The 26,253-nt window shown below is 34.3% G+C and carries 21 protein-coding genes and 1 tRNA gene; 16 read left to right on the top strand and 6 right to left on the bottom strand.

Going from position 1 to position 26,253, the window contains the following annotated elements; translation table 11 throughout:
• Positions 1-3 precede the first annotated feature (3 nt).
• From nhaD to Q0893_RS13560, 8 genes are all read left to right on the top strand, one after another.
• Positions 4-1,398, top strand: coding sequence for a sodium:proton antiporter NhaD (nhaD, locus tag Q0893_RS13595; RefSeq protein ID WP_298903102.1), 1,395 nt, complete (start codon positions 4-6; stop codon positions 1,396-1,398).
• A 67-nt stretch (positions 1,399-1,465) separates the two neighbouring features.
• Positions 1,466-2,149 carry a MotA/TolQ/ExbB proton channel family protein gene (locus tag Q0893_RS13590; protein ID WP_299276533.1) on the top strand — a complete coding sequence of 228 codons (684 nt, stop codon included), beginning with the start codon at positions 1,466-1,468 and terminating at the stop codon, positions 2,147-2,149.
• Positions 2,149-2,544: a biopolymer transporter ExbD gene (locus Q0893_RS13585; RefSeq protein ID WP_298903105.1), complete on the top strand. Its 396-nt coding sequence runs from the start codon at positions 2,149-2,151 to the stop codon at positions 2,542-2,544. The genes Q0893_RS13590 and Q0893_RS13585 overlap by 1 nt, the downstream gene beginning before the upstream one ends.
• A gap of 27 nt (positions 2,545-2,571) precedes the next feature.
• Entirely contained in the window at positions 2,572-2,934 is a 363-nt protein-coding gene (locus Q0893_RS13580) for an ExbD/TolR family protein (protein WP_367180668.1), read from the top strand.
• Positions 2,935-3,005: 71 nt separating this feature from the next.
• A complete protein-coding gene (locus Q0893_RS13575; protein ID WP_298903107.1) occupies positions 3,006-3,863 on the top strand; it encodes an energy transducer TonB in 858 nt (285 codons plus the stop codon).
• Entirely contained in the window at positions 3,863-5,080 is a 1,218-nt protein-coding gene (locus tag Q0893_RS13570; RefSeq protein WP_299276525.1) for a folylpolyglutamate synthase/dihydrofolate synthase family protein, read from the top strand. The genes Q0893_RS13575 and Q0893_RS13570 overlap by 1 nt, the downstream gene beginning before the upstream one ends.
• A gap of 44 nt (positions 5,081-5,124) precedes the next feature.
• Positions 5,125-5,418, top strand: a complete 294-nt coding sequence (locus tag Q0893_RS13565) for a hypothetical protein (RefSeq protein WP_298903109.1) — start codon at positions 5,125-5,127, stop codon at positions 5,416-5,418.
• Between the two features lie 6 nt (positions 5,419-5,424).
• Positions 5,425-7,926 (top strand): Hsp70 family protein, encoded by a 2,502-nt coding sequence (locus Q0893_RS13560; protein ID WP_298903110.1) that lies wholly within the window; start codon positions 5,425-5,427, stop codon positions 7,924-7,926.
• Here Q0893_RS13560 and Q0893_RS13555 read toward each other — a convergent pair.
• Positions 7,919-9,430 (bottom strand): hypothetical protein, encoded by a 1,512-nt coding sequence (locus Q0893_RS13555; RefSeq protein WP_299276519.1) that lies wholly within the window; start codon positions 9,428-9,430, stop codon positions 7,919-7,921. The two genes, Q0893_RS13560 and Q0893_RS13555, sit on opposite strands and share 8 nt — an antisense overlap.
• 159 nt (positions 9,431-9,589) lie before the next feature.
• Here Q0893_RS13555 and Q0893_RS13550 point away from each other — a divergent pair.
• Positions 9,590-9,664 (top strand) — tRNA-Val (locus Q0893_RS13550).
• 69 nt (positions 9,665-9,733) lie between these two features.
• Here the strand turns inward: Q0893_RS13550 and murF are convergent.
• Entirely contained in the window at positions 9,734-10,999 is a 1,266-nt protein-coding gene (murF, locus tag Q0893_RS13545) for a UDP-N-acetylmuramoyl-tripeptide--D-alanyl-D-alanine ligase (RefSeq protein WP_299276515.1), read from the bottom strand.
• Positions 11,000-11,068: 69 nt separating this feature from the next.
• Positions 11,069-12,748 carry a gliding motility lipoprotein GldJ gene (gene gldJ, locus Q0893_RS13540; protein ID WP_298903114.1) on the bottom strand — a complete coding sequence of 560 codons (1,680 nt, stop codon included), beginning with the start codon at positions 12,746-12,748 and terminating at the stop codon, positions 11,069-11,071.
• A gap of 252 nt (positions 12,749-13,000) precedes the next feature.
• Between gldJ and porU the strand changes: the two genes are divergently transcribed.
• The 7 genes from porU to Q0893_RS13505 all read left to right on the top strand — a co-directional run bounded on the left by porU (position 13,001) and on the right by Q0893_RS13505 (position 23,207).
• Positions 13,001-16,846, top strand: coding sequence for a type IX secretion system sortase PorU (gene porU, locus Q0893_RS13535; protein ID WP_299276511.1), 3,846 nt, complete (start codon positions 13,001-13,003; stop codon positions 16,844-16,846).
• Positions 16,847-16,911: 65 nt separating this feature from the next.
• A complete protein-coding gene (gene porV / locus Q0893_RS13530; RefSeq protein WP_298903116.1) occupies positions 16,912-18,141 on the top strand; it encodes a type IX secretion system outer membrane channel protein PorV in 1,230 nt (409 codons plus the stop codon).
• 73 nt (positions 18,142-18,214) lie between these two features.
• On the top strand, positions 18,215-18,697 hold the full coding sequence (gene cdd / locus Q0893_RS13525; RefSeq protein ID WP_298903117.1) for a cytidine deaminase: 483 nt from the start codon (positions 18,215-18,217) through the stop codon (positions 18,695-18,697).
• Positions 18,698-18,853: 156 nt separating this feature from the next.
• Positions 18,854-19,852 (top strand): pyruvate dehydrogenase (acetyl-transferring) E1 component subunit alpha, encoded by a 999-nt coding sequence (gene pdhA, locus Q0893_RS13520; protein WP_298903119.1) that lies wholly within the window; start codon positions 18,854-18,856, stop codon positions 19,850-19,852.
• Positions 19,853-19,855: 3 nt separating this feature from the next.
• Entirely contained in the window at positions 19,856-21,469 is a 1,614-nt protein-coding gene (locus Q0893_RS13515) for a pyruvate dehydrogenase complex dihydrolipoamide acetyltransferase (RefSeq protein WP_299276504.1), read from the top strand.
• A 90-nt stretch (positions 21,470-21,559) separates the two neighbouring features.
• Positions 21,560-22,531: a M28 family peptidase gene (locus tag Q0893_RS13510; RefSeq protein WP_298903121.1), complete on the top strand. Its 972-nt coding sequence runs from the start codon at positions 21,560-21,562 to the stop codon at positions 22,529-22,531.
• The gene (locus Q0893_RS13505; RefSeq protein WP_298903122.1) at positions 22,524-23,207 is read left to right on the top strand and encodes an SDR family oxidoreductase; all 684 of its coding nucleotides are present in this window, start codon (positions 22,524-22,526) and stop codon (positions 23,205-23,207) included. Before Q0893_RS13510 ends, Q0893_RS13505 begins: the two co-directional genes overlap by 8 nt.
• 2 nt (positions 23,208-23,209) lie before the next feature.
• On the opposite strand, the gene Q0893_RS13500 is transcribed toward Q0893_RS13505, so the two are convergent.
• The 3 genes from Q0893_RS13500 to Q0893_RS13490 all read right to left on the bottom strand — a co-directional run bounded on the left by Q0893_RS13500 (position 23,210) and on the right by Q0893_RS13490 (position 26,168).
• Positions 23,210-24,340, bottom strand: coding sequence for an AAA family ATPase (locus Q0893_RS13500; RefSeq protein ID WP_299276500.1), 1,131 nt, complete (start codon positions 24,338-24,340; stop codon positions 23,210-23,212).
• Entirely contained in the window at positions 24,337-25,137 is an 801-nt protein-coding gene (locus Q0893_RS13495) for an RNA ligase family protein (protein ID WP_299276495.1), read from the bottom strand. Before Q0893_RS13495 ends, Q0893_RS13500 begins: the two co-directional genes overlap by 4 nt.
• 107 nt (positions 25,138-25,244) lie before the next feature.
• Positions 25,245-26,168, bottom strand: coding sequence for a YwqG family protein (locus Q0893_RS13490; protein WP_299276492.1), 924 nt, complete (start codon positions 26,166-26,168; stop codon positions 25,245-25,247).
• Between the last annotated feature and the right edge of the window lie 85 nt (positions 26,169-26,253).

Here is a 26,253-nt window from a genome sequence, read left to right as displayed (position 1 = left end):
AGTATGGAAACAGTAATAATTTTAGTATTTGTATTTGGTTATTTAGCCATTACATTAGAACATAGTATTAAAATCGATAAACTTATACCGGCATTGGTAATGATGGCTATAAGTTGGGCATTAATCTCGCTCGGAATAGATTCGTTCTCGCAATGGTTTGATTCTGCTAATCATGGATTAGTGGATGGGTTTTCAGGATTAGAACACGAGAATAAGATGCATCTCATGGAGGAAACACTCCTTCATCATTTGGGTAAGACAGCCGAAATTTTGGTCTTTTTGCTTGGAGCGATGACTATTGTAGAAATTATTGATTATTTCGACGGATTTTCAACAATAAAAGGGTTCATTAAAACAAAAAGTAAAAAGAGAATACTCTGGATTTTTGCGATATTAGCGTTTATCCTTTCTGCAATAATAGATAACCTAACAGCCACGATAGTGCTAATTTCTATTTTGCAAAAAATTGTAAAAGATAGAAGTGTTAGAATATGGTATGCTGGTTTAATTATTATTGCTGCTAATGCAGGAGGGGCTTGGTCTCCAATAGGAGACGTGACAACCACAATGTTGTGGATTGGGAACAAAGTATCTGTTGGACATTTGTTTGGATATTTGTTTTTACCATCGCTCATATGTATGATCGTGCCAACATTTATAGCATCGTTTTTACCAGCATTTAAAGGTGATTTAGATATCGAGGAAGATTCAAATGATAAGCCTAAAAGTCGATTTAGCTCTACAATGCTATATTTAGGATTGGGTGCCATTGTATTTGTTCCTGTGTTTAAAGTGATTACACATCTACCACCTTATGTGGGTATGATGCTCTCTTTAGGGGTTGTAGCTATTTTTGCAGAAATTTACAGTAACTCTAAATTTAGTATTACTGAAATTAATAATGAAGAAAGTGAAGCGCATGCTCACCATAGTCCAGTTCATCACTCTTTATCTAAAATTGAGCTGCCGAGTATTCTATTTTTCCTTGGGATATTAATGGCCGTTGCTGCATTAGAATCTTTAGGAATCTTATTCAATTTTGCCGATTCTTTGCAGGACAATGTAAGTTTATTAGGAACAGAAATGGACGGCACAAGAGTTTCCGATTTAGTAGTGATATTACTTGGTATTGGTTCGGCCGTTATAGATAATGTTCCTTTAGTTGCCGCAAGTTTAGGAATGTTCTCTGAAGCAATGGATAATCAATTATGGCATTTTATTGCTTATTCCGCAGGAACAGGTGGAAGTATGTTAATTATTGGTTCAGCCGCTGGTGTTGTTGCCATGGGAATGGAAAAAATAGATTTTTTCTGGTATCTTAAAAAAATCTCTTGGCTAGCATTATTAGGGTTTTTAGCTGGGGCAGTTGTATTTTTATTTACGCGAACATTATTCTAAGAGTATACTTTAGGAAGAAAACAATCGTTATTACAATAGTTTAAAATTAATTTTCAATTTTATTAATATGATAATTCAAGATGGAGCAGAAGTAATTACTGATGCAGAATCAACCGAAAAAACATTATCCATTATAGAACTTATAAGTAGTGGAGGTACGGCAGGACAAGTCATCATTGCTCTGTTGTTTATTTTACTAATTGTTGCTATTTATATTTATTTTGAACGCCTTTTTGCAATTAAATCCGCATCTAAAGTAGATTCAAATTTCATGAATCAAATTAAAGATCATGTAAGTAATGGGAAAATAGATTCTGCCCAGATGTTATGTGCACAGGTAAATTCTCCAGTATCTCGACTAATAAACAAAGGAATTACTCGTATTGGAAAACCCTTAGAAGATATTAACACCGCAATTGAAAATGCTGGTCGCTTAGAAATTTATAGCCTTGAAAAAAATGTTAGTGTTTTAGCTACGATTTCTGGAGTTGCACCAATGATTGGATTCTTAGGTACAGTAATTGGTATGATATTGTCCATTTTTGAAATTGCCAATTCTGGTGGTCAAATCGATATAAAACAACTTTCAGATGGGTTATATACAGCAATGACAACAACCGTTGCCGGACTTATTGTTGGTATTGTAGCTTATATGTTTTATAACCATTTGGTAGTGAAGACAGATAAAGTAGTCTATCAAATGGAAGCCAATTCATTAGAATTTTTAGATCACTTAAACGAGCCTATTTAATGAATTTAAGAGGAAGAAATAAAGTAACACCAGAATTCAATATGTCGTCAATGACAGATATTGTATTCTTGTTATTGATCTTTTTTATGTTAGCGTCTACTTTGGTCACAACAAATGCAATTGATATTCTATTACCAAAAGCAAGTGGTAAAACAGAAAACAAAAGATCTGTAGCCGTAAGCATCAAAAAAGATTTAACCTATTATATAGACCAAAAACGAGTTGGTGAAAGTGTTCTAGAAAATGAATTAGTGGCAGCACTATCAAGTCAGGACGAACCAACTGTAGTGTTAAGAGCTGAAAAATCAGTGCCAGTAGAGAATGTCGTGAAAGTGATGGATATTGCTAATAGAAATAAGTTCAAAGTAATTTTGGCAGTTAAACCAAATAACTAAGGTGAAACGAAACCTAAAACCGTTTATATATATATAGGATTAGGTGTCGTTTTATTAGTAACGTTGTTTTATTTTAAATCCTTAACAGATAAAATACAGTACGATAATAGTGTTGACCTTGAATTACCAATAACAACACCTAACGATACGATACAAAACGATAATGTCGTTAATGTTCTTATAAAGGAAGATTTAAGCATTTATGTTGACAGTATTAAACGGGATATAAAAGACCTTGAAGGAATTTTGATTAACAGGGCTGTAAATGACAGTTTAACTATAGTTTTAGGAGCAGAAAAATCAGTGCCAGTATCAAATATCATTGATGTTATGACTGTGGCTAATAAGCATAAATTTAAAACCATATTGGCTGTTAAACCTGAAATGTAGCTGTTATAAACAAAAGTTTGGAATGAATCTTGTAAACTAACTAAATAGATTGTATAAATTGAAATAACCTCATGAAATACTTTGAAACCATACATGAACGAAATTCTGCAAAAGTCACAGCTTTGATTGTGGTCATTTTGCTATTGCTTTTATTTGTGGTTAGAGGTTGTGCATATCAAGATCCACCAATAGAATATGGAGTTGCTGTTAATTTTGGAAATTCGCCAGTAGGTACTGGGAATATCCAACCTACAAAACCTATAAAATCACAACCTGTAGAGGAAGTTGTTAAAAAGGAAACTCAGGCAGAAGAAACACAGCCAGAAAAACCTTCTGAAGCAAATAGTAAAGCAGAAGATGTTATGACTAATGAGTCTCCTGAGGCCATTGCAATAAAAAAAGCAAAAGAAGCAGAAGCTAAAGCGAAAGCCGAAGCTGAACGTCAGGAACAAATAAGAAAGGCTAAAGAGGAACAAAAAAGAAAAGAAGAACAAGCCAAAAAAGACAAATTAGATGCCTTAATTGGAGGCGTTAAAAATGCTGATGGCTCAGAAACTGGAGGCGAAGGCCCAGGTGACGGACCAGGCGATAAAGGTCAATTGAATGGAGATCCTTATGCTCCTAGTTATTTTGGTAAACCAGGAGATGGTTCTGGAGGTACAGGCTATGGCCTTAATGGTAGAGGAAGTGCAACCTACTCTAAAGTGCTACCAGACTGTCAAGAAGAAGGCCGTGTTGTTGTAGAAATTCATGTGAATCGCTCAGGAAAAGTGGTGAAAGCTATTCCTGGCAAAAGAGGAACTACAGGGGGCTCTTGCCTATATGAAGCTGCTAGAAAAACAGCTATGACACACAAATGGCCAGCCGATTCTAAAGCACCTACAACGCAAATAGGTTGGGTTAAAATAGACTTTACTTTAGGGAATTAATGAACTACCAAGATACAGTCAACTGGATGTTTAAGCAGTTACCTATGTATCAAAACCAAGGTAAGACTGCGTTTAAAAAAGACTTGTCTAATACCATTTGTTTAGCTAACTATTTAGGAAACCCGCATGATAAGTTTAAAAGCATACATGTGGCAGGAACCAATGGCAAAGGATCAACAAGCCATATGTTGGCTTCCGTATTACAAGAAGCAGGATATAACGTTGGTTTGTATACATCGCCTCATCTCAAAGATTTTAGAGAGCGCATAAAAATCAATGGTAAAGAGATAAGTAAACAATTTGTTATTGGATTTATTAGAAAGCACTCGTCTTTTTTTAAATTGAATAAACTCTCGTTTTTTGAAATGACCGTTGGAATGGCTTTCGATTATTTTGCAAAAAAAAAGGTAGACATAGCAATTATAGAAGTTGGACTAGGAGGTCGATTAGATTCCACGAATATCATAACACCAGAAATTTCTGTTATTACCAATATTGGTCTTGATCATACACAGTTTTTAGGAGAAACCTTAGAGGCTATTGCTAATGAAAAGGCAGGTATTATTAAACCCAATATCCCTGTTGTTATTGGTGAAACTCAGGTTGAAATCAAAAAACTGTTTAACAATATCGCTCATAAGAATGCATCAAAGATTCAATTTGCAGATCAAAATGAGAATAAAAATTATCATACAGATCTCAAAGGGAACTACCAGAAACACAATGTTAAAACTGCAGTACAGACTTTAAAAGTCCTCAATGAACTGCAATTTCCTGTTTCCGAAGTACATATTAAAAATGGATTGCTAAATGTTGTAAATAATACAGGTTTAAAGGGAAGATGGCAAGTGCTACAACAGCAACCCAAAATAGTATGTGATACCGCTCATAACAAGGAAGGACTTTTATATATTGTGAGTCAACTTAACGAAGAAATCTTTGAAACGTTGCATATAGTTTTTGGAGTTGTGAGCGATAAAGATTTAACCACAATTTTGCCATTACTGCCTAAAGATGCTGTTTATTATTTTTGTAAACCCAATATACCACGAGGCTTAGACGCTTCTAGTTTACAATCTCATTTTATTTCAAATGGGTTTAAAGGTTTAACTTACCCAAGTGTAAAAGCGGCAGTAGATGCGGCAGTTGCAAGTGCTACTTCGACAGATTTAATTTACATTGGTGGTAGCACATTTGTTGTTGCAGAGATAATATAAACTGCAAAAAATTGTATCTTTCAAATTCAATTTAATTTTTTAAAATGACAGAAATTATTAACCAAGTTTTTGCACTCGATTTGAAAATGAAAAAGGAGAATAATGATAGTGTGAAGCGATATGTAGATCGAATTTACCATGAATTTGAATCTATGGGATTTCAAATTGTAAACCCAATTGGACAATCCTATCGAAATGAAATGACAGATGTAGAAGCAAATATTTTAGGCAACTTAAACAAGAATTCTAAAATCACTAAAGTTTTGAAACCAGTTGTTTATAGAATTGAAAATAATGAAACCAGACTCCTTCAAAAAGGAATTGTAATTGTAGAATAACCTCAAATGAAAACCATAAACTTTGCTATAGATTTAGGTACAACTAATAGCCTCATTGCGAAATATGATGATGGTAATATCAAAATTTATAATAATCCGTTAGGATTAAAACAAACACTGCCATCTTGTATCGCTTTTCGCGGAAATAGAACCGTTATTGGTGATAAGGCACTTGACTATTTAGAAAAAGATGCTGAAAATATTTGTATGCTCTTCAAACGAAAAATGGGAACACAAGACACTTATTTTGTGCCATCTATCGATAAAGAAATGTCTCCAATAGAGTTGTCTTCACTTATCCTAAAAGAACTAAAAAACTTTGTTAACGATGAAGAATCTTTGGGGTCAGTCGTTATTACAATTCCGGCTTCTTTCGATACCATACAATCTAATGCCACAAAAAAAGCTGGTTATATGGCTGGTTTTAAGGAGGTTGTTTTGTTGCAAGAACCTATCGCTGCATGTTTGGCTTTTGCAAATACATCTCATATTGAAGTTGATGAAAAGCAAAATTGGATAGTTTATGATTTTGGAGGAGGAACCTTCGATGTCGCTCTGGTTGAGGTGAATGATAGAGAACTTAAAGTTACCGACAATTTAGGTGATAATTATCTAGGAGGAGCAGATTTTGATAACCTCATAGTTGAGCACTTAATTGTTCCGTTCATTGAAGAAAAACTTAAGTTAACGAATCTATGGAAAGATTTGAAGTCAAAAGAAAGTCAGTTTAAAGGGCTTTACTTTGAACTTCTAAAAATCGCAGAAGAAGCGAAAAAAGAGCTTTCTCATTATGAGGAAACCGAAATAGAATTAGATATTGATATCAATAACACCAATTTTTATGAACAATTTAGTATTAAACGCGAGCAATTTGAAGGGTTGATTTCGCCAAAAGTTGAGCAGACAATTGTGTTTATCCAGGATGTTATAAAAAATAATCAATTACTTAACTCTCAAATAGATCGTGTCATTTTAATTGGAGGAAGTACTTATGTGCCTTTGATTAAAAAGCGTATAGCCGAGGCTATTGGGGTTGAAGTTAATTCTAGTATTGATCCAACATCGGCTGTTGTTCATGGTGCTGCCTATTATGCTGGTTCCAAACCAGCATCCATTTTAAATGAGGTTGATGGTAAAGAAGAAAAGGAAGATTCTGGTAAAGAGTTACTTGATGTTAAATTGTTCTATGAGCAAAACACAAGGGATTTAGAAGAACTTCTTTCCGGAAAAATTAATTCTAAAGCGGTTAATAGTTTCAGAATTATGAGAAAAGATGGAGGTTATGATTCAGGCGTAAAAACTTTAGAAGACAGAGGGTTTTCTGAGTTTGTACCACTGTTAGAAGGACGACTAAATCAATTTAAAATTCAGTTATTAAACGAGGCGTTAGATGTCGTTAAAACGTTGGATTCTGTTTCTATAAATCAGGGCAGCTATAATGTTCAAGGGCAGCCATTACCTAACGATATTTGTATGGAAGTTGATGACTTAGATGCATCTGCCACACGACTTGAAAAGGTTTTTGCCAAAGGAAGTATTTTGCCCCTAAAGAAAAAAATATACAAGACCGCTTCAAAAACGATATTGCAACAATCAAAATCAAATTTGATTATCAATATTATTGAAGGAAAGTCTAAAGGTTTGCCAAGTTCTGGACTAAGTATTGGCTATATCGAGCTTTCAGGAAAAGATCTTAATGAAGATTTAATAAAAGGAACAGATATCGAAATTGAAATTGAAGTTACAGAATCTCGTGATTTAAAAATTAATATCTTTTTACAATCTTGTGATCAAGAGTTTAAAAATGTCTTTAGCGAATCAGAACGCGCCATTAGTATTAGTAAGATTAATATGGAAATTAATACGGTTTTAGGTGATGTAGAAGATCTTATAAAATCAAATAACTCAGAAGAGAATTTTGAATATTCTCAACAATTAGAAACCATTAGAGTAGGGCTTATAGAAACCCAAATAGCGGCTTCCCTTATAGATAACAATGATGTCTCGGATGCTAAATTTCAGCTGGATGATAAGAAACGAAAGTTAATTCAAGACTTTGATGATTTAACACGTAATAAAGTGATTGCCAGAGAAATTGAAGAGTATAGTGACACAAAATTAAGTTTGGAATATCATTTAAATAAGGAAGAGAATGAACGTTTCCAGGACAAATATAAACGTATCATTAAAAATGAACGCGAAGTAGTTAACTCTGGTAATAAGTATCTAATTCGTTCAAAGATTAAGGAGTTGGATGAGTTGTATGATTCTATAATCCAGTCTAGCGATGAGAACTTTATTTCTTATTTCTTGAACCTAAAATTTTGTGAGAATTTTTCTAATCAAAGAAAAGCAGATCGTTTATTTAAACAGGGAGATCAGGCCATGGAAAAACAAGATTATAAATCGTTACGCTATATTGTTTACGGCTTATCTGCGTTATTACCAGACAATGAAAAGGAAAAACAGAAGAACTTTAAAGATGATAGCCGAACCGGTCTTAGTTAGAGCGCATCGCATCAATAAATGCTTTGTTTCGTGCCGCATTTAGTCCAATATTTTTATAAAATACATTCTTTAAAACTATAGAGTCCATTTTTTGCTTAATCGTTGCTGTTCCTGCCGGAATTTCTCGTGTCCTTGCTGGGTAAACATCTATGAAATGCTCTTTTGTGAAGCTGATACTATCAATGATATAGAGTGAGCTCATGTGTGCTTCTTTTTTGAAAAATCGAGACGATTTTGAAAAGCTCACAAAGTCATTACCAGAATAGAATATAATGGTGTCTTTAGCACTTATTTGCAGTGGAGCTTGTTCTCCATCTGGAATGTAAACAGATTTGTCATTGTTTTTATAAAGCATAAACATAATGAGGTCTTTCCCAGTTTTGTTGGTAACGTAAGTGTCAAATTTTGAAATATCCGACTTGGATTTAGGGGGATAAAATTTGTGAAACTTAGGATGGTATGGATTATCATATAAGTTATGACTTATAGGGACAACAGGCTTACTTTCACTTAGTTTTGGATAGACCGACCGAATATTGTTTAATTCAATAATGTTATTTTTACCAAGATCTCCCATCCAGTTAATGCCTCCGTTTGAAGATGGAAAATTACTGAAATTTGGAGTGCTATTGTTGCTTTTTGCGGCCCAAAAGATAATTCTTAGCACAATCATTATAATAACAAAAACAGTCCAAGCTCCATATCCAGACCCCGTTTTTCTACTCGATCTAGAAGGGTAAGTATATTCTCTAGCAATACTTGCATTCGATCTTAAGGTTTCTTCTAGAAAAACATTAGAAGTGTCAAGTATAGAAAAGGCTACCATCGCCTTAGCCGCAAATCTAAACTCTTTATTATCTATATTTTTACGTTTTGAATTATAAACATCAATAACTTCAGAATTGAGCTCTTGTATGTCGTCGTTAAAACAATTTGGATACTCATTAAGACAATTTATAAAGACCTTGTTAGTAATAAAGGCTATTGGGTATTCCTTTCCTTTTAATCGGTTTTCTCTTAAATACACTGTAGCATAATTAAGTCTGGCTTTAAAGAAATTAATAACCAATTGATTGTTCTCTTCTGAAAAAAGCCGATTTTGAATAAGAACTTTTAATATCAGTACATATTTGCCTTTACTCAATGATTCTGATAAGAACACCTTTAAATTCTCTTTAAGAAATGGAGCAAGAAAATATTTTAAATCTTCGAGGTCCTCTATTTGTGAATTATCAATAGTAACTTCCCCTTGCTTAATAGATTTATAATCACCAGAAATGAGCTGTTTTAACCAAACATGCTTTTCTACAAAAATATGATGCCGTCTGGTGGTCTCATCTTTTAACTTTTCGATTAAATTGGCAACTTCTCCCAAATTATTAGCGTCACCCAGCATAGCCTTAGCTTTGAGCTGTTTTTGAAGCTTAATAATACCGTTAGCGTCAATATCTGCTAATTGATTAATATCGATGCCTAATTGGTCAATAAATGAGATGTATTTCAAAGTATAATTTTATAAAACTTAAAAATATCAAAATAAATTAGAACCATAATATCAATGCTATTTTTTTGGTAATTAATCTCTTAAAAAAATTATTTAATTTTTTTTCAAAAAACCTTTTGGTAATTAAAAATCTAGACTATATTTGCAGTCCAATATTTAGGGCGCGTAGCTCAGTTGGTTCAGAGCACTTGGTTTACACCCAAGGGGTCAGGGGTTCGAATCCCTTCGCGCCCACAACAAAAAAAATCCACACAATTGTGTGGATTTTTTTATGCGCTATACTTTAACGTTCAATGTTGGCAATCACAATAAATCTAGCACACGCTCCAACGCCATTCCTCTAGATCCTTTTATTAAAAACATATGGTTGTTAAATTGAAATGTTTCAAAAGCATTTTTTAAGGCCTCAAAAGATTTGAAATATGAGGCATTCCTGGATTTTGAATCCACATTATAGAAATTTTCACCAACTAAAATTACATGTTTCAAATCGAGTTGATTTGCAAAATCAGCAATTGCCTGATGTTCAAGTTTGGCATCTCTACCTAATTCGAACATATCTCCTAAAATGGCCACTTTGTTACTACCATTAAGCTGGTCAAAGTTTTTTAGAGCAGCTTGCATACTGCTCGGATTTGCATTATAGGCATCTAATATGATGTGATGTGCATTTTTTTTAATAATTTGAGATCTATTATTGTTAGGTATATAGCCTTCTATAGCTGATACAATGGATTCTTCTGAAACTTTAAAATATTGCCCTATTGCAATAGCAATGCACACATTGTTATAATTATAAGCTCCTGTAAGGTGTGTTTTAATTATATGGTTGTTAAATTTTAAATTGACATACGGCTGAGATGTCTCTAATTTGGTTTCTAATCCAAACGAGATTAGTTTTTCATAACTGCCAGCTTGTTTAACTTGTAATGCATCATTTAGATTAACAAATATGATTTTGTGATGAGTTTTTAAATGAGCATATAATTCAGATTTTCCTTTAATAACACCTTCAATACCGCCAAACCCCTCAAGATGTGCTTTTCCAAAGTTTGTTATTAGCCCGTAATCAGGTAATGCTATACTTGTTAGGAACTCAATCTCTTTTTGATGATTAGCTCCCATTTCTACAATACCTATTTCAGTTGTGTTTGTCATGGACAACAACGTTAATGGAACCCCAATATGATTGTTTAAATTACCGACGGTAGCGTTGGTGTGGTACTTTTTTGAAAGCACACTATTAATAAGCTCTTTAGTAGTCGTTTTTCCGTTACTTCCGGTAAGAGCAATAATAGGAATATTTAGTGTTTTCCTGTGGAGTGTAGCTAAATCTTGTAATGTTTTTAAAACATCGTCTACTAAGATATATTGGTCATTTAATTGAAATTCTTTTTCATCGATAACAACATATGAAGCACCATTTTCGATGGCTTTTTTAGCAAAAGCGTTACCATTGAAATTTTCACCTTTTAGGGCAAAGAACATACACTTGTCAGTTATTTTTCTGGTATCTGTACTTACAGTTTTACACTTTAAAAAGTGCTTGTAAATGAGGTCTATTGTCATAAAATAAATGTAATAAAAAAAGTCCTAATCGTTACGATTAGGACTTTCCTTTTTATAATCTAAAATTATTTAGTTTCTTTTCTTCTTTCCTTGAGATTTAGAACCAACTCTAGACATAGCACATCTAAATCCAATGTAGTCTGTAGCCATATCCTGAGGGAAGTATCTACGCTGAGCAGGATCAATCCAGTAAGCTCTGTCTCTCCAAGAACCTCCTTTGTAAACTCGCACTTCATCATTAATTAATGAAGTCCTGTCATTAGAAGTATCATACTCTTTGATAATAGCTCCTAAAGAATCTCTTTCAACATTATGCTTTGGTGAGTTGTACATTTTACGTGTATTATTTACGTCTGCTTCTTCACCTTCTTCTTCAAAGTTATCTGCGTATTGACGTGAAGACCTTACATCACCATCTCTAAAGTTTCTGTTGTCACTCTTATCAAAATTTGTTCTTAAATACGTTTCGTTTTCATCAACTGGTACTAATGCAATTTCACCAGGAAGGTTTCTTGCAACTATTCTACCATTACTTAATGTATCATATACAATTTCATCAGGAGTGATAACTTTTACAGTACCATCTTCGTTTATAGCATTCTTATAATAAACATTACCTCTGGTGTAGTTAAAATCGTTGAATTCATCATCTACAATTGGTCTGTAAACATCAGCTACCCATTCGGCAACGTTTCCAGCCATATCATATAAACCATAATCATTAGGCTCATAAGACATTACTTGTGCGGTAATATCGGCACCATCATCAGACCATCCTGCAATTCCACCATAATCACCTTTTCCTTGTTTGAAGTTGGCCAATTGGTCACCTCTAGTTTTTCTTCTACCAGAACGTGTATATTGTCCATCCCAAGGATATTTTTTACGACCTCTATAAACATTATAACTTCTTAATTCACTTAAACCAAGTGCAGCATATTCCCATTCTGCTTCAGTTGGAAGTCTGTAGTCAGGAGAGAAGATACCTGATTCTCTTCTTGCATACACATTAATCGTATCTCCAGCTGCTGTAGTTTGCACACGACGTCTAGATTTTTCAGGATTAATAATAGAATCATTTCCGCCATATGTTTTAGTTGGAGCGTTAATATAGGTGTCTACGTTAAAGTTGCTATCTGCAGATGACGTTAAATGAGAATCTCTTTCTAGATATCCAGCATTTTGTAAATCCATTTCAGCAACTCTATCTGTTCTCCAGCTGGCAAATTCAACTGCTTGAATCCAACTAACACCTACAACAGGGTACTCACCATATGCAGGGTGACGTAAGTAGTACTCTGTCATTGTTTCGGCATAACCCAAACGATTTCTCCATACTAGGGTGTCTGGAAGTGCTCCTTCATATATTAATCTATAATTTTCTTCTTCTGGTGGGTATGTTCTTTTTATCCAATCAAGATATTCTGTATACATCTTGTTCGTAACTTCAGTTTCATCCATGTAAAATGATTGAACGTGTTGCTGATTTGGAGAATTATTCCAATCGTGCATAACATCATCTTGAACTTTTCCCATGGTAAACGTACCACCTTCTATAAAAACCAGTCCTGGACCAGTTTCTTGCTCTTGGAATTTGTCATTGTATTGAAAACCACCATTTTTATCGTTGATTTTCCATCCTGTAGCTCTAGATGAATTATTAGATGAGTTTCTGCTACAGCTAACAATTGTTAAAGATATTACTAGGGCTAATAGTATCCTTAGATTTAAGACGTTTTTCATATCCATACTTTTTAAGTAAGCTAATTTAATTTTTAGAGACGCAATATAGTAATTAAAGGTAAACTAACAACATTTTTTACGAAAATCCTGCAAAAAAAGTTGCATTTCATCCTCTTTTTTATACACAATAACGGATTTTTGGTCAGTTTATCGATGTATTTTGTCTTTAATAACGGTTGAATAAATCAATTATTGTTGTAATTTTGAATAAAAAATTGAGACTCTATACTATAGAGGGTTTATAGACGTTATTTGACTATGAAAAAATATTTACTATTTCCATTAATAGTGGCTTCGTTTTTTGGGTATTCTCAGCAAAAGCAGTTTGATGTTGCTTGGAGTGAACCAATACGTTTAGAAACTGGAACTTCAAGCATTGAAGTCCCAAGTTTTGATAAAAAGCACTTTAGTTTCCTACGGGAAGAAGGACTTACGTTCTATGCGCAATGGGAAGAAACATCATATATAAATGAAAATTCAGTAACATTAAGTCAGGTTACTTATCAGAACATAAGTGAATCCGAACTTAAAGGATTAGCGCTTTCTACAATACCGACTAGCATGAAGGTGTCTCTAAAAAATGCCATTGATAGAGATCAAGTGTCTGCTTATTTGGAGGTTTCTCCAATTATAAAGGATAGAGGTGTTTATAAAAAAGTAATGTCGTTTACAGTAAATTATCAATATGGTAACTTGAATAGATCAGGTTTAACTAATCAAGAAATTACTAATTCTGTTTTGAGTTCTGGGACATGGCATAAATTTTATGTTGATAAATCTGGTGTTTTTAGATTAACAAAAGGGTTTTTAAATTCTATAGGTGTTAATACTAATGTTGATCCCAGGACTATTAAAGTTTATGGTAATGGTGGTGCCATGTTGCCCGCTTTAAATAGTGATTTTTATCCATTAGATCTTACCGAAAACGCAGTTCGATTTATTGGAGAAGAAGATGGTGTGTTTAATAATGATGACTATATTTTATTTTACGCTGAAGGTCCAAGAGAATATAGTGAAGACAGTGATACGAACATCAATTTGTTCACAGATAAATCTTATTATTTTATTAATACAGATGGCGGGGCAGGAAAGCGAATTCAAACTTTAAATCAGCCTGAAGGTGATGCTACTATTGAAGTGAATACATTTCAGGATTACCAGTTTCATGAAGAAGATGAAGCCAATATTGCGAAAATTGGACGTCGTTGGTTTGGAGAACGTTTTGACGTCGAAAACGAGAGAACCTTTAACTTTTCATTTCCTAACCTAATTACAACAGAGCCTGCTAAAGTTAGAGTATTGGCTGCTGGCGTTAGTGAAGGTCCTATTGCTTCTAATATGCAAATTGTTTTGAATGGAAATTTAGTAAGTACTTTAGGTTTTAGCGTAATAGATAATCCAGTACTAGCTTCAGGTAATACTTTTCAAAGTAATATAAATTTAACGTCTGAGGATGTAGTCATAGATTTGATTTTCAATAATAATGGAAACCCTGCAGCATTGGGGTACTTAGATTATATTTCAATTGAAGCAACAAGAGGATTAACTTTTGACGGGACTCAACTTATTTTTAAAAATAATGAAGTTGCGTTGAATCCAGGAATTGCACAGTATACTTTGGATAATGCGAGTAATGTTCAGGAGGTTTGGGATATCACTGACAAATATAATGTTCAAGCCATTATTAATACGGATCAAAGTCAGAATTTAATTTTTAAAGATGTAGCTGGTTCAAATAAAAGATATGTAACGCTTACAAATTTGGATTACTTCGACCCACTAAGAGATGCAAATACAACGGTAAATAATCAAAACATTAAAGGAACCATTTTTCAGAATGCTCAAGGCGAATTTCAAGATATAGATTATATTATTGTTGCTAGAGGAGGCTATGTTACCCAAGCCGAACGTTTAGCACAAATCAATAGAGAACAATATAACCTCAATGTAAAAGTCGTTGAGCTTGAAGCTATTTTTAATGAGTTTAGTTCAGGAAATCAAGATATAGCAGCCATTCGAAATATGGTGAAGTATGTCTATGATAATGCGAGTAGTCCAAGTCGACGATTAAAGTATTTGTGCCTATTTGGAGATGCATCGTACGATCCTAAGAATAGAATCTCAAATAACACAAATATTATACCTATTTGGAGCTCGTATCAGAGTTTCAGTTTAACCTCCTCCTTTATTTCCGACGATTTTTATGGTATGATGGATGAAAATGAAGGCGATATGAACGATTCTGACCGATTGGATATTGCCGTTGGTAGAATGTTGGCAGATACACCTCAACGCGCCAAGGAGTTAGTAGACAAGGTAGAAGGTTATTATGGAGAAGAAGCTTTTGGAAGTTGGAGAAATAACTTTATTACAATATCTGACGATGTTAACTTGTCTTGGGAGAAAATTTTACAGAATACCACAGACGAAATTGGAGATGAAGTCGTTCAAGAGAAACCTTTTATAAATGTTGTGAAAATACATACAGATGCGTTTCAGCAAGAAGCAACAGCAAGTGGAGAGCGTTATCCAGAAGTGAATAAGGCAATCAAGGACGCTTTAGAGGTTGGAGCATTAGTGGTCAATTATTTTGGACATGGTGGAGAAGACGGGTTGGCTGGAGAGCGCATCTTTACAAAAGTTGACGCCCAGGATATTAGAAATGTGTGTAAGTTCAATCTTTTTGTTACTGTAACTTGCGAGTATACTAAATTTGATAACCCTCAACGATTTACTGCTGGTGAATTTACCTATTGGAATAAAGATGGTGGAGCCATAGGATTAATTACAACCACCAGACAAATTTTTGTTACAGCAGGAGTAGGATATAATGTTATTCTAGAACAATACTTATTTAGTTATGGATCAAACGATTATCCAACAATGGCTGAGGCTTTAAGACTAACAAAAAATGATCCAGCTTTATCTGGGAATCCACAAAAAACATTGGTGTTTTATATTGGCGACCCTGCTATGAAGTTAGCTTTTGCAAGACCAGAAGTTCGATTAACACAAATTAACGATACGCCTTTAGATCAATTTAACGAACCTTTGAAAGCATTAGATCGTGTAAAAATGTCTGGAGAAGTTTATGACACATCTGGGAATTTTTTATCAAATTACAATGGTGTTTTAACAGCAACAGTTTTTGATAAAGAAATCGATAGACAAACCTTAGCTAATGATGGAACAACAGATAATGGTCAAGTTATTGTCCTAGATTTCAAAACCCTTGGCGAAACGGTTTTTAAAGGCCAAGCAACTGTCACAGAAGGTCGATTTGATTTTGAGTTTGTCGTGCCTAGAGATATTGGTATTCCTGTTGGTCCTGGAAAAGTAAGTTTTTATTCTAAACAGGATAATATCTTGGATGATAAGTCTGGCTATAACTTCGACTTTGATATTGGTGGTATAAATGAAAATGCAACTGAAGATAACGTCGGACCAGTTATTAACCTCTTTATGAATGATGAAAACTTTGTCTCAGGAGGTATAACTAATGAGCAACCAACACTACTTGCTAAACTTCAAGATGACAATGGAATTAATACAGCTAGCGGTATTGGGCATGATATTATAGCTATTATAGATGGTGATGAAACCAACCCATTTGTACTTAATGATTATTATCAGGCTGATATTGATGATTTCCAACGTGGGCAATTAAGTTACCCATTTAGAGATTTAGAGCCAGGATTACATACGCTTTCGTTAAAAGCATGGGATGTTTATAATAATTCATCTACTGCCGAAATAGAGTTTGTTGTTCGTGATAAAGACGAAGAACTCGTGATTAGTAATGTTTTAAATTACCCTAATCCATTTATTGATTACACCGAATTTTGGTTTAATCACAATAGTTCGGACGTTTTAGACGTTTCAGTACAGATATTTACAGTGTCGGGAAAATTGGTAAGGACTTTAAATGGTCAAACCGCAGGAGGAAGCAAGGTAACGAGCTCTCTTTCTAAAGATATTGTTTGGGACGGTAGAGACGATTTTGGTGACAAAATAGGAAAAGGAGTCTATATTTATAAACTAAAAGTGAGATCTAATCGTTTAAATAAACAAGTTGAAAAAATCGAAAAACTTGTCATACTATAATAAAGATTTATATTTGCCTAATATATTCAATGTAGAAATGCCTTGATATGAACATGAATTTACAGATGAAAAAATACATTTTAGCCCTTATTACATTGTCGGTGTTTAACATTTCAAATGCCCAAGAAACCATTACATTTCCAAACCAGTCTACAGTAATTACAACTGGTGTACCCTTTATGCTAATTGCGCCAGATGCGCGTTCAGCTGGTATGGGAGATATTGGAGTAGCAACCTCGGTAGATGCTTATTCTCAGCAATGGAATGCCGCCAAGTACGCGTTTTCTGAAGCAAAATCAGGAATTGCAGTGAGTTATACACCTTACCTTAGTAAGCTAGTTAATGACATTTCAATTGCTTATCTAACATATTTTAATAGAATAGATGATAGAAGTGCGTTTGGTTTTAGTTTTAAATATTTCGGTTTAGGTGAAATAGAAATTCGTCCAGATGAATTTTCTGAACCATTAATAGAGAAGCCAAACGAATTTACTGTTGATGCATCATTTACACTACGACTTGCAGATCAATTTTCTATGGCTGTAGCATTACGTTATCTGCGTTCAGACTTAAGAATTCAAGCTGTAGACGCAAATGCAAGTGCTGCAGGTTCTTTTGGTGTAGATATTTCAGGATTCTACCAAAGTGAAGAAGAAGCATATAATAGCTTTAACGGTAGAACACGTTTTGGTTTTGCTATTCAAAACTTAGGTCCGAAAATTAAATATGACGATGGAGGAAGAGAGAACTTTCTTCCAACAAATATGAGACTTGGTGCTGGGTTTGATTTTATTTTTGATGAATACAATAAATTAGGTGTAACAGCAGAAATAACTAAACTTTTGGTTCCAACACCTCCTTTATTTGGATTTGTAGATACTAATGGTGATGGCGAACAAACATCTGACGATGCTTCAACACCAGATATAGATGAAAGCGAACCAACAATTATTACTGGAGGTCAAACAAATGATGTAAGTTTCTTGTCTGGAGCTCTTCAATCTTTTGGAGATGCACCAGGAGGGTTTAGTGAAGAATTAAAGGAGTTTACTTGGGCGTTAGGTGCAGAATACTTGTACCAAGAGTCCTTTGCCTTTAGAGCAGGTTACTTTAACGAAAGTGACGAAAAAGGAGCAAGAAAATTCTTTGCATTAGGTGCAGGATTTAAATATACAACCATAAATATTGATTTATCATATTTGTTCTCGGCGTCGAAAGTACAGAGTCCACTAGAGAATACACTACGTTTTTCTCTAACGTTTAATTTTGGAGATGGAACATATGACGAATATTAGTCGATGATATAATTCAAATTTAAAACTATTGTTTCTCAAAAAGCAATAGTTTTTTTGTCTAATACTGTTTGTAATGAAAGAAGTAAAAATAGAATCTACGTTGACAGTTTTTGAAAGTTTTGATGAGCTTCCAGAAGATGTAGTTGGTTTAATGAATAAAGCGTCAGAGGCTAGACTTAAGGCCTATGCGCCGTATTCAAAATTTTTGGTAGGCGCAGCTATTCTTTTAGACAATGGAGAGATAATTACAGGGAATAATCAAGAGAATGCATCTTATCCTTCAGGTTTATGTGCTGAGCGCACTGCTATTTATTACGCAGGAGCTCAATTCCCAAAAGCCAAAATTGTGAAAATGGCATTAACTGCAGGCTCAAAAATACAAAAAACAATGTCTCCTATTCCTCCATGTGGAGCTTGTAGGCAAGCCATTGCAGAGTACGAAGTGAAACAAGACTCCCCAATTGAAATCTACTTCATGGGTGAAACAGGAAAGATTGTAAAATCAACATCACTAGCTAATTTGTTACCACTGGGATTCGATAGAAGTTTCCTATAACGTTTTCGTAATAAATTTTACGATTTTCGGTTTTTTCATTACTAACTAAAGTGTTACTTTTGTTATTCGCTTATTTCAATTTAACATTGGAATGTCATAGCGAACACTTGAGATAATTTATCTGAAGTATTATTTTTGATATCAATACTGAACTAAATGCAAAAAATAACAAAAGAGGTTTACCTCAAATGGTATGAAGATATGTTGTTCTGGAGAAAGTTTGAAGACAAACTTGCTGCAGTATATATTCAACAAAAAGTAAGAGGATTTCTTCACTTATATAATGGTCAAGAAGCTGTATTGGCAGGAGCCTTGCATGCTATGGATTTGACTAAAGACAAAATGATTACAGCGTATAGAAATCACGTACAACCAATTGGAATGGGAGTTGATCCTAAACGCGTTATGGCAGAACTCTATGGTAAAGCAACAGGGACCTCAAATGGTCTTGGAGGGTCTATGCATATTTTTTCTAAAGAACACAGATTTTATGGAGGTCATGGTATTGTTGGAGGACAAATTCCTTTAGGTGCCGGAATTGCGTTTGGTGATAAATACCACGATGTTGATGCAGTCACTATTTGTTGTTTTGGTGATGGAGCAGCGAGACAAGGTTCTCTTCACGAAACATTTAATTTAGCGATGTTATGGAATTTACCTGTTGTATTTGTTTGTGAAAACAATGGTTATGCCATGGGGACATCTGTAGAGCGTACTGCAAATCATACAGATATATGGAAATTAGGCTTGGGTTATGAAATGCCTTGCGGTCCTGTAGATGGAATGAATCCAATAAAAGTAGCAGAGGCCTTTGATGAAGCTATTTCAAGAGCAAGATCGGGAGGTGGACCAACATTTTTAGAAGTAAAAACTTACCGATACAGAGGTCATTCTATGTCAGATGCACAGCACTATAGAACGAAAGAGGAAGTAGAGGAATACAAAAAAATAGACCCTATTACGCAAGTAAAGGATATTATTTTAGAAGAGAAATACGCAACCGAAGATGATATAAAAGCTATTGATAAACGTGTTAAAGATTTAGTGAAAGAATGTGAAAAGTTTGCCGAAGAGTCACCATATCCTGAAAAGAACGTTATGTACGATGCTGTATATGAGCAAAACGATTACCCATTTATACAACACAAATTATAAGCTATGGCAGAAGTAATTAATATGCCTCGTTTGAGCGATACCATGGAAGAAGGGACGGTCGCTGCTTGGCTCAAAAAAGTAGGGGATAAAGTTGAAGAAGGTGATATTTTAGCCGAAATAGAAACCGATAAAGCAACTATGGAATTTGAATCCTTCAATGAAGGAACCTTACTTCATATTGGTATCCAAGAAGGAGAAACCGCTAAAGTAGATACACTATTAGCGATTATTGGAGATGAAGGAGAAGATATTTCAGGATTGTTAAATGGAAGTACTTCTGAAACATCAGAACCTGAAGCGAAAGCCGAAGTAACAGAATTGCCAGAAGAGAAAGAAGAAGTATCAGAAGCTCAAGACATACCAGAAGGTGTAACCGTTGTTCCGATGCCACGTTTAAGTGATACTATGGAAGAAGGTACAGTATCTACATGGTTGAAGAAAGTTGGAGAAGAAGTTGAAGAAGGAGATATTCTTGCTGAAATAGAAACGGATAAGGCAACAATGGAATTCGAATCGTTTCAGTCTGGTACCTTATTACATATCGGATTAGAAGAAGGTGAGTCTGCAAAAGTAGATGCACTTCTTGCAATTATTGGTCCTGCCGGGACTGAAGTTTCTGGAATTGCCAAAAATTATAAGGCCGAAAGCCCAACTTCCGAAGTAAAACAAACAGAAGCTCCTAAAAAGGAAACTAAAGCCATGGAAACTCCCAAGGCAGAACCAAAAAAGGAAAAAGCAACTGTTTCAAAGACTAACACACCAAACGGAAGAGTGTTTGCGTCACCTTTGGCTAAGAAAATGGCTGAAGAAAAAGGCTTTAATTTATCACAAATTAGTGGTACTGGTGAAAATGGAAGAATCGTTAAACGTGATATAGAGAATTTTACGCCAGCAACGCAAGGTGCTTCGGTTGGCAAATTTGTACCAACTGGTCAGGAAGATTTTGATGAGGTTCCTAATTCTAATATGCGTAAGGCTATTGCTAAAAATCTGGCTAAATCTAAATTTAGCGCACCTCATTACTATTTGAACGTAGAATTTGATATGGAAAACGCGATTGCGTTTAGAGAACAATATAATTCTTTACCAGATACTAAAATATCCTATAATGATATGATCGTTAAAGCCTGTGCTTTAGCTTTAAAACAGCACCCTCAAGTTAATTCGCAGTGGTTTGATGATAGAATGCAGTTAAATAATCATGTACATATTGGTGTTGCTGTTGCCGTTCCAGACGGACTTGTAGTGCCTGTAGTTCGTTTTGCGAATGAGCAAAGCCTTCCACAAATTGGAGCTGCTGTAAAAGATTATGCAGGTCGAGCAAGAAATAAAAAATTAACCTTAGATGAGATGGAAGGTAGTACGTTTACCATTTCGAACTTAGGAATGTTTGGTATTGAAAGTTTTACGTCTATTATCAATCAGCCTAATTCTGCTATTTTATCTGTAGGTGCTATTGTGTCAAAACCAGTAGTTAAAAATGGACAAGTAGTTGCTGGGAACACAATGAAATTAACAATGGCCTGTGATCATAGAACAGTAGACGGTGCGACCGGAGCGCAGTTTCTTCAAACGTTAAAAGGCTATATAGAAAATCCAATAACTATGCTAGTTTAATATTAAACTAACATTTCATAATATTACAGCCTGTTTCATTTTTTTGAATCAGGTTTTTTTTATCTTTAAACCTTACTTAAAACATATCAAATGAATAAGATTATAGTTTCTTTCGTATTATGCCTGTTTATTGTTTCGTGTAGTGCGAAAAAGAAAAGTAAAGATGTTTCATCTTCTGAGCCTGAAAAGATAACAATCACTGCAAACGATGTTAAAACAAGTATGGAATACCTAGCTTCTGATGAATTAGGAGGTAGAGAAACAGGAAGTGAAGGGATTGAGAAAGCTGCTGTTTTTATTGAGAATTTCTTTAAGAAGAATGGCATAAAACCATATTTTGAAACGTATCGTGATTCGTTTCAGCTTGGGGATCTTACAGGATACAATGTCATTGGAATGATAGAAGGAAATGATGAAAAATTAAAAAATGAGTTTGTTATTCTTGGAGGACACTATGACCATATAGGTTATGGAAAAGCCGTTAATGGCGATAGCATCGCTAATGGAGCTAATGATGACGCGTCTGGAACAATTGCCGCAATGGAGTTTGGTCGTTATTTTTCGAAATCTAAATCTAATAAACGTAGTATTTTAATAACATTGTACGATGCTGAGGAAAAGGGTTTAAAAGGGTCTGCGCATTTAGCAAAAGAACTTAAGAAAAAGGGTATTAATGCTTATACTATGATAAACTTTGAAATGATTGGCGTACCAAGAGCGGATGGTAAATCTATGTCATATATGAGTGGTTTCAATCGCTCTAATTTTGCCCCAACTCTAAATAAATATGCAGGAGAAGAGATTGTTGGTTTTTTTCCTAAAGCCAAAGATTTTAACTTATTTATGAGATCGGATAATTTTCCGTTTTTCAGAGAGTTGAATATACCTGCACATGCTATTTCTACGTTTGATTTCACCAATTTTAATTATTACCATCATGTAGATGATGAGGCCGATAAAATGAATTATGAGCACATGGCAAATTTTATCAATAAAATGATTCCTGCTTTAGAGGGCATGATGAATGCACCAACAAAAGAAGTAGCATTAACCGATGAGTAAAAATATTATCATTACAGGAACCAGCAGAGGTATTGGCTTTGAACTCGTGCATTTGTTTGCGAATCAAGGTCATAATGTATTGGCATTATCAAGAAATGCACAGCCTGTAAATAATTTACATTTCGATAATATCTCGTCGTTTGCTTTTGATTTATGCGAAGAAGGGGATTATCAAAAAGTTGAGCAATTTATAATTAACGAGTTTAAACAGGTAGATATTTTAATTAATAATGCTGGTATGTTACTTAATAAACCATTTGCTCAAACCACATTTAAAGATTTCTCTAAAGTATATGAAACGAATGTATTTGGAGTTTCAGAAATGACAAGAACTGTGCTGCCATATATGAAGAATGATGGGCATGTTGTAACCATTAGCAGCATGGGAGGTATTCAAGGAAGTATGAAGTTTCCTGGTCTAGCGGCTTATAGTTCTAGCAAAGGAGCAGTTATTACCTTAACCGAATTGCTGGCCGAAGAATATAAAGAAAGTGGACCGCAATTTAATGTGTTAGCTTTAGGGGCTGTACAAACAGAAATGTTAAAAGAGGCATTTCCAGACTATCAAGCACCAACGACAGCTTTGGAAATGGCCGAATATATACAAGATTTTGCGCTTTCAGGAAATAAGTACTATAATGGAAAAGTATTGCAGGTTTCTAATTCGACACCTTAATTTTAATCTATTATATACATAACGTCATGAGCTTCTTTTGGTGTAGGGATTTCTAGTTTAGTTATCATTGATTCAATAACCTTTTCTGGGACTTTATGTGCTCTGTTGTGATTTTGTGATAGCAGTTGTTTATAAGGCACTTCAATGTAGATTATTTTTACTCTACCTCCATAATCCATAAATAATGAAATCCATTTACTTCTCATATCAGAAGTGATATTAGTAGCGTTAAAAACAAAAGATGTTTTAGCTCTCATAAATTCTTTTGCCTTTTCTTTTCCGAGTTGTATGATTTGTCCATTTTTCTTTTTATCTGTTGGATTAATTTTATGTTCTCTCCTTATATTATCCAACGAAAGAATAGGGAGATTTAAGTTTTTATTTACATAAGTGTCTTTACCACTTCCAGGCAGTGCACACATAATATAAACGTCAAACTTTAAATCATTGAAAGGCACATAATCTGGTGAGCTTTCAAGTTTATTGAAATAGATATAACGCCCATAATTAGATGGGAAATTGCGTTGATTCCCAAAGCATTTATTGTCTCTACAAAGCTCATTAAACAATTCTATTCTTAGAAGAATTTCGTCTTGGTCTAAACAAATTCTTCCCAAAATATCGGCTTTTGCTAAAAGAGAAAGCAGTTTTGTATTTACAACCAAACTGGCATATATAACTTCTTTATTGGGATTAGGTTTTTGAATTGCCCAAAGGGGTAGACCATGAAGCCTAACAAGTTTTGCTATATGTTCTCTTATAAAAAATGGTGTAGGAATATCTTTGTACAAAATTGTACGTGTAGTGAACTCTCCTTTTTTAGCATGTCTAGGAGAGACAACTCTTAGTTTTCCATCAATTTTTTCGGTAGTGGTAGTAGACCTTTTTTCAACATCATGAAGCAAAGCACTAGTAAAAAGAATATGCTTTTCTTGCTCTGTAAGAATCTTGTACTCTGGCAAAGAGATCAAAGATTCAACAACCATTTTTGTATGCGTAAACACATCACCTTCGGCATGCCATTCTTTGTCTTGTTCAACACCTTTCATGTCTCTAAACCAATCGTATGATAATTCGATTAAATCCCAATCAATTGGTTTGTCTATTTCGTAATGTGGGAATTTCCAGATCATGACTTATGTAAAAAATCGTAGCCATACCATTTGTACTTTTCATAGTTAATGAGCTTGGCTGGTTTCCATGTTTTTGTCCAATGTACATCCGTCTTAACATGTGATGCACGAACGAGTTTAAATAGATTGTCAAATTCGTTATTTTCTACAGGCAAATCACCATTATTCGTTTTAAAAGTGTCTCTATTTCTAATTACGAAACCTTCAGAACAGGGTGTGTTTGTTTTTGGATCATAACCTGCTAGCATCCCTGAAGTTTCAACACTGTCTTCCCATGACATGCCTAAATTGACCTTCAACCAGTTTTCAAGAACAATATTTTCATCAGCATTTGGGTCAAAGAGATCTTTTAGAGGTGTTGTTATTTTGATTTCGGGGACAACTGGAAAATCTAGCATTTCGGCATAAAATTTCACTTCTTCCCAAGACAACCAATTGTCACCTTCTCTTACGGCAAACACGTAGAAATAGGATTCGAGTTGCTCATAAGCAATAGAATGAATACCGTACATATTCTCACCAAAAATTTCCAGATCGTTGAGATCATTTTTTATAAGGTTCCAACGCTCACGCATTGGTTTGTCCCAAGGATGCTGGGTTGGAGCGGCATGCGATCTTGCAAAAACACCTCGTTTATTAAAACAATTATTTTGTCCGTCCAATTTTTCGGTAAGCACTAAGTCTTTTTTTTGAGCAAATGAAGCGACATAACCTTTATGCATGAATCTGTCATCTGATGTTGTACCCAGACTTATTTGAGCATGCAGGCTCCTACAGTATTTTCGTGACGCATTCAATTGAGATGAAATTTAAGGTTTTATATGACGACATTAGATGAAGGCTTCATTTTCAGAAGAAAAACGAAGTTCGTTTATTTTTTCGAATTAGCAATAAGAAATTGATTTTAAGTATCCTGCATTACAAAAACAGCCTTTTTAAAGTTTTTGTTTTTTAAGTCTTCTTTAGTAATCCCAAAATAACAATTTGAATACCCAATCTTTTCAAAGATATCGTACATAGGAAAAGAGAATAGATTGATAAATTCAGGTCTTAATTTGTCTATGCTTTCTTTTTGTTTGGGGTCACTAAAGTCGGTAATGTCCAAATACGAATAGGCCCAATCAAAATCTACACCGTATTGTATAGGGCATGGTGTTCCTAAAACCGTACTTTCTTCACAATGATCATTGTTAGTTAGAAGTTGGTCATAAATATCGGCATCTTTCGTGCCTAAATTAGCAGCATCATATGCTGAACATTCTATGGTTGGAGGCAGTTGAAATTTTAATTCAAAATTTAGCGATCGCTGTTTAAAATGATAATCGGCAGTAAGGTCTTTTGGAAATTTGGTTGGTTCCAAAGCCGCTACATTTTCAACATAAATGACTTTATATTCGGCCTTATCTTTTATAAAATCATATGCTGCTCCAAATTCACTTTCGGGAGCAGGGAAGTAACTAAAAAAGTACAAGATACCTGTTTTGGGCAGCAAACTGTCTTGATGTAAATTGGCAATATCACTTAGGTTAAGTTGCCCATAAAACACCATAGAATGCCCTTCAAATTTTGGCCATTCTATAGTTGAGGGTAAATCTGGAGTACCTCCTAATTTGGAAGACCCCAAGTTTTGAGTCCTACCATAATTCATAACAATTATGGGCTCAATCATACTTTTAATCTTATCTGGTTCGCTCCATTTCTGTCTTAAAACATCTGCAGTGAAGGCCTTCTTTTTTTGATTGTAAATTTGTGACGAATTTTGTCCAAAACAACCAAACAACATCAATAGTGATGTAAGATGCAATGCGAATTTCAAATAGGTTTTCATAATGTTCAATTTAACGTGTTTAGACTTAATTTACAAGTTACTTGCGGTACTAATATTAAAATTGAAATCAAAACGTTTTTCATGA

The sequence above is a fragment of the uncultured Psychroserpens sp. genome, from assembly GCF_947494225.1.
Taxonomy (GTDB): domain Bacteria; phylum Bacteroidota; class Bacteroidia; order Flavobacteriales; family Flavobacteriaceae; genus Psychroserpens.
Note: the sequence above shows the minus strand (reverse complement) of the source record. Positions and strands in the feature narration are given on the sequence as shown.

Excerpts from the sequence above, each read along its gene's own strand:
- nhaD (WP_298903102.1), top strand. The coding sequence starts at position 4 with ATGGAAACAGTAATAATTTTAGTATTTGTATTTGGTTATTTAGCCATT.
- Q0893_RS13590 (WP_299276533.1), top strand. The coding sequence starts at position 1,466 with ATGATAATTCAAGATGGAGCAGAAGTAATTACTGATGCAGAATCAACC.
- Q0893_RS13585 (WP_298903105.1), top strand. The coding sequence starts at position 2,149 with ATGAATTTAAGAGGAAGAAATAAAGTAACACCAGAATTCAATATGTCG.
- Q0893_RS13575 (WP_298903107.1), top strand. The coding sequence starts at position 3,006 with ATGAAATACTTTGAAACCATACATGAACGAAATTCTGCAAAAGTCACA.
- Q0893_RS13570 (WP_299276525.1), top strand. The coding sequence starts at position 3,863 with ATGAACTACCAAGATACAGTCAACTGGATGTTTAAGCAGTTACCTATG.
- Q0893_RS13565 (WP_298903109.1), top strand. The coding sequence starts at position 5,125 with ATGACAGAAATTATTAACCAAGTTTTTGCACTCGATTTGAAAATGAAA.
- Q0893_RS13560 (WP_298903110.1), top strand. The coding sequence starts at position 5,425 with ATGAAAACCATAAACTTTGCTATAGATTTAGGTACAACTAATAGCCTC.
- murF (WP_299276515.1), bottom strand. The coding sequence starts at position 10,999 with ATGACAATAGACCTCATTTACAAGCACTTTTTAAAGTGTAAAACTGTA.
- gldJ (WP_298903114.1), bottom strand. The coding sequence starts at position 12,748 with ATGGATATGAAAAACGTCTTAAATCTAAGGATACTATTAGCCCTAGTA.
- porU (WP_299276511.1), top strand. The coding sequence starts at position 13,001 with ATGAAAAAATATTTACTATTTCCATTAATAGTGGCTTCGTTTTTTGGG.
- porV (WP_298903116.1), top strand. The coding sequence starts at position 16,912 with ATGAAAAAATACATTTTAGCCCTTATTACATTGTCGGTGTTTAACATT.
- cdd (WP_298903117.1), top strand. The coding sequence starts at position 18,215 with ATGAAAGAAGTAAAAATAGAATCTACGTTGACAGTTTTTGAAAGTTTT.
- pdhA (WP_298903119.1), top strand. The coding sequence starts at position 18,854 with ATGCAAAAAATAACAAAAGAGGTTTACCTCAAATGGTATGAAGATATG.
- Q0893_RS13515 (WP_299276504.1), top strand. The coding sequence starts at position 19,856 with ATGGCAGAAGTAATTAATATGCCTCGTTTGAGCGATACCATGGAAGAA.
- Q0893_RS13510 (WP_298903121.1), top strand. The coding sequence starts at position 21,560 with ATGAATAAGATTATAGTTTCTTTCGTATTATGCCTGTTTATTGTTTCG.
- Q0893_RS13505 (WP_298903122.1), top strand. The coding sequence starts at position 22,524 with ATGAGTAAAAATATTATCATTACAGGAACCAGCAGAGGTATTGGCTTT.
- Q0893_RS13500 (WP_299276500.1), bottom strand. The coding sequence starts at position 24,340 with ATGATCTGGAAATTCCCACATTACGAAATAGACAAACCAATTGATTGG.
- Q0893_RS13490 (WP_299276492.1), bottom strand. The coding sequence starts at position 26,168 with ATGAAAACCTATTTGAAATTCGCATTGCATCTTACATCACTATTGATG.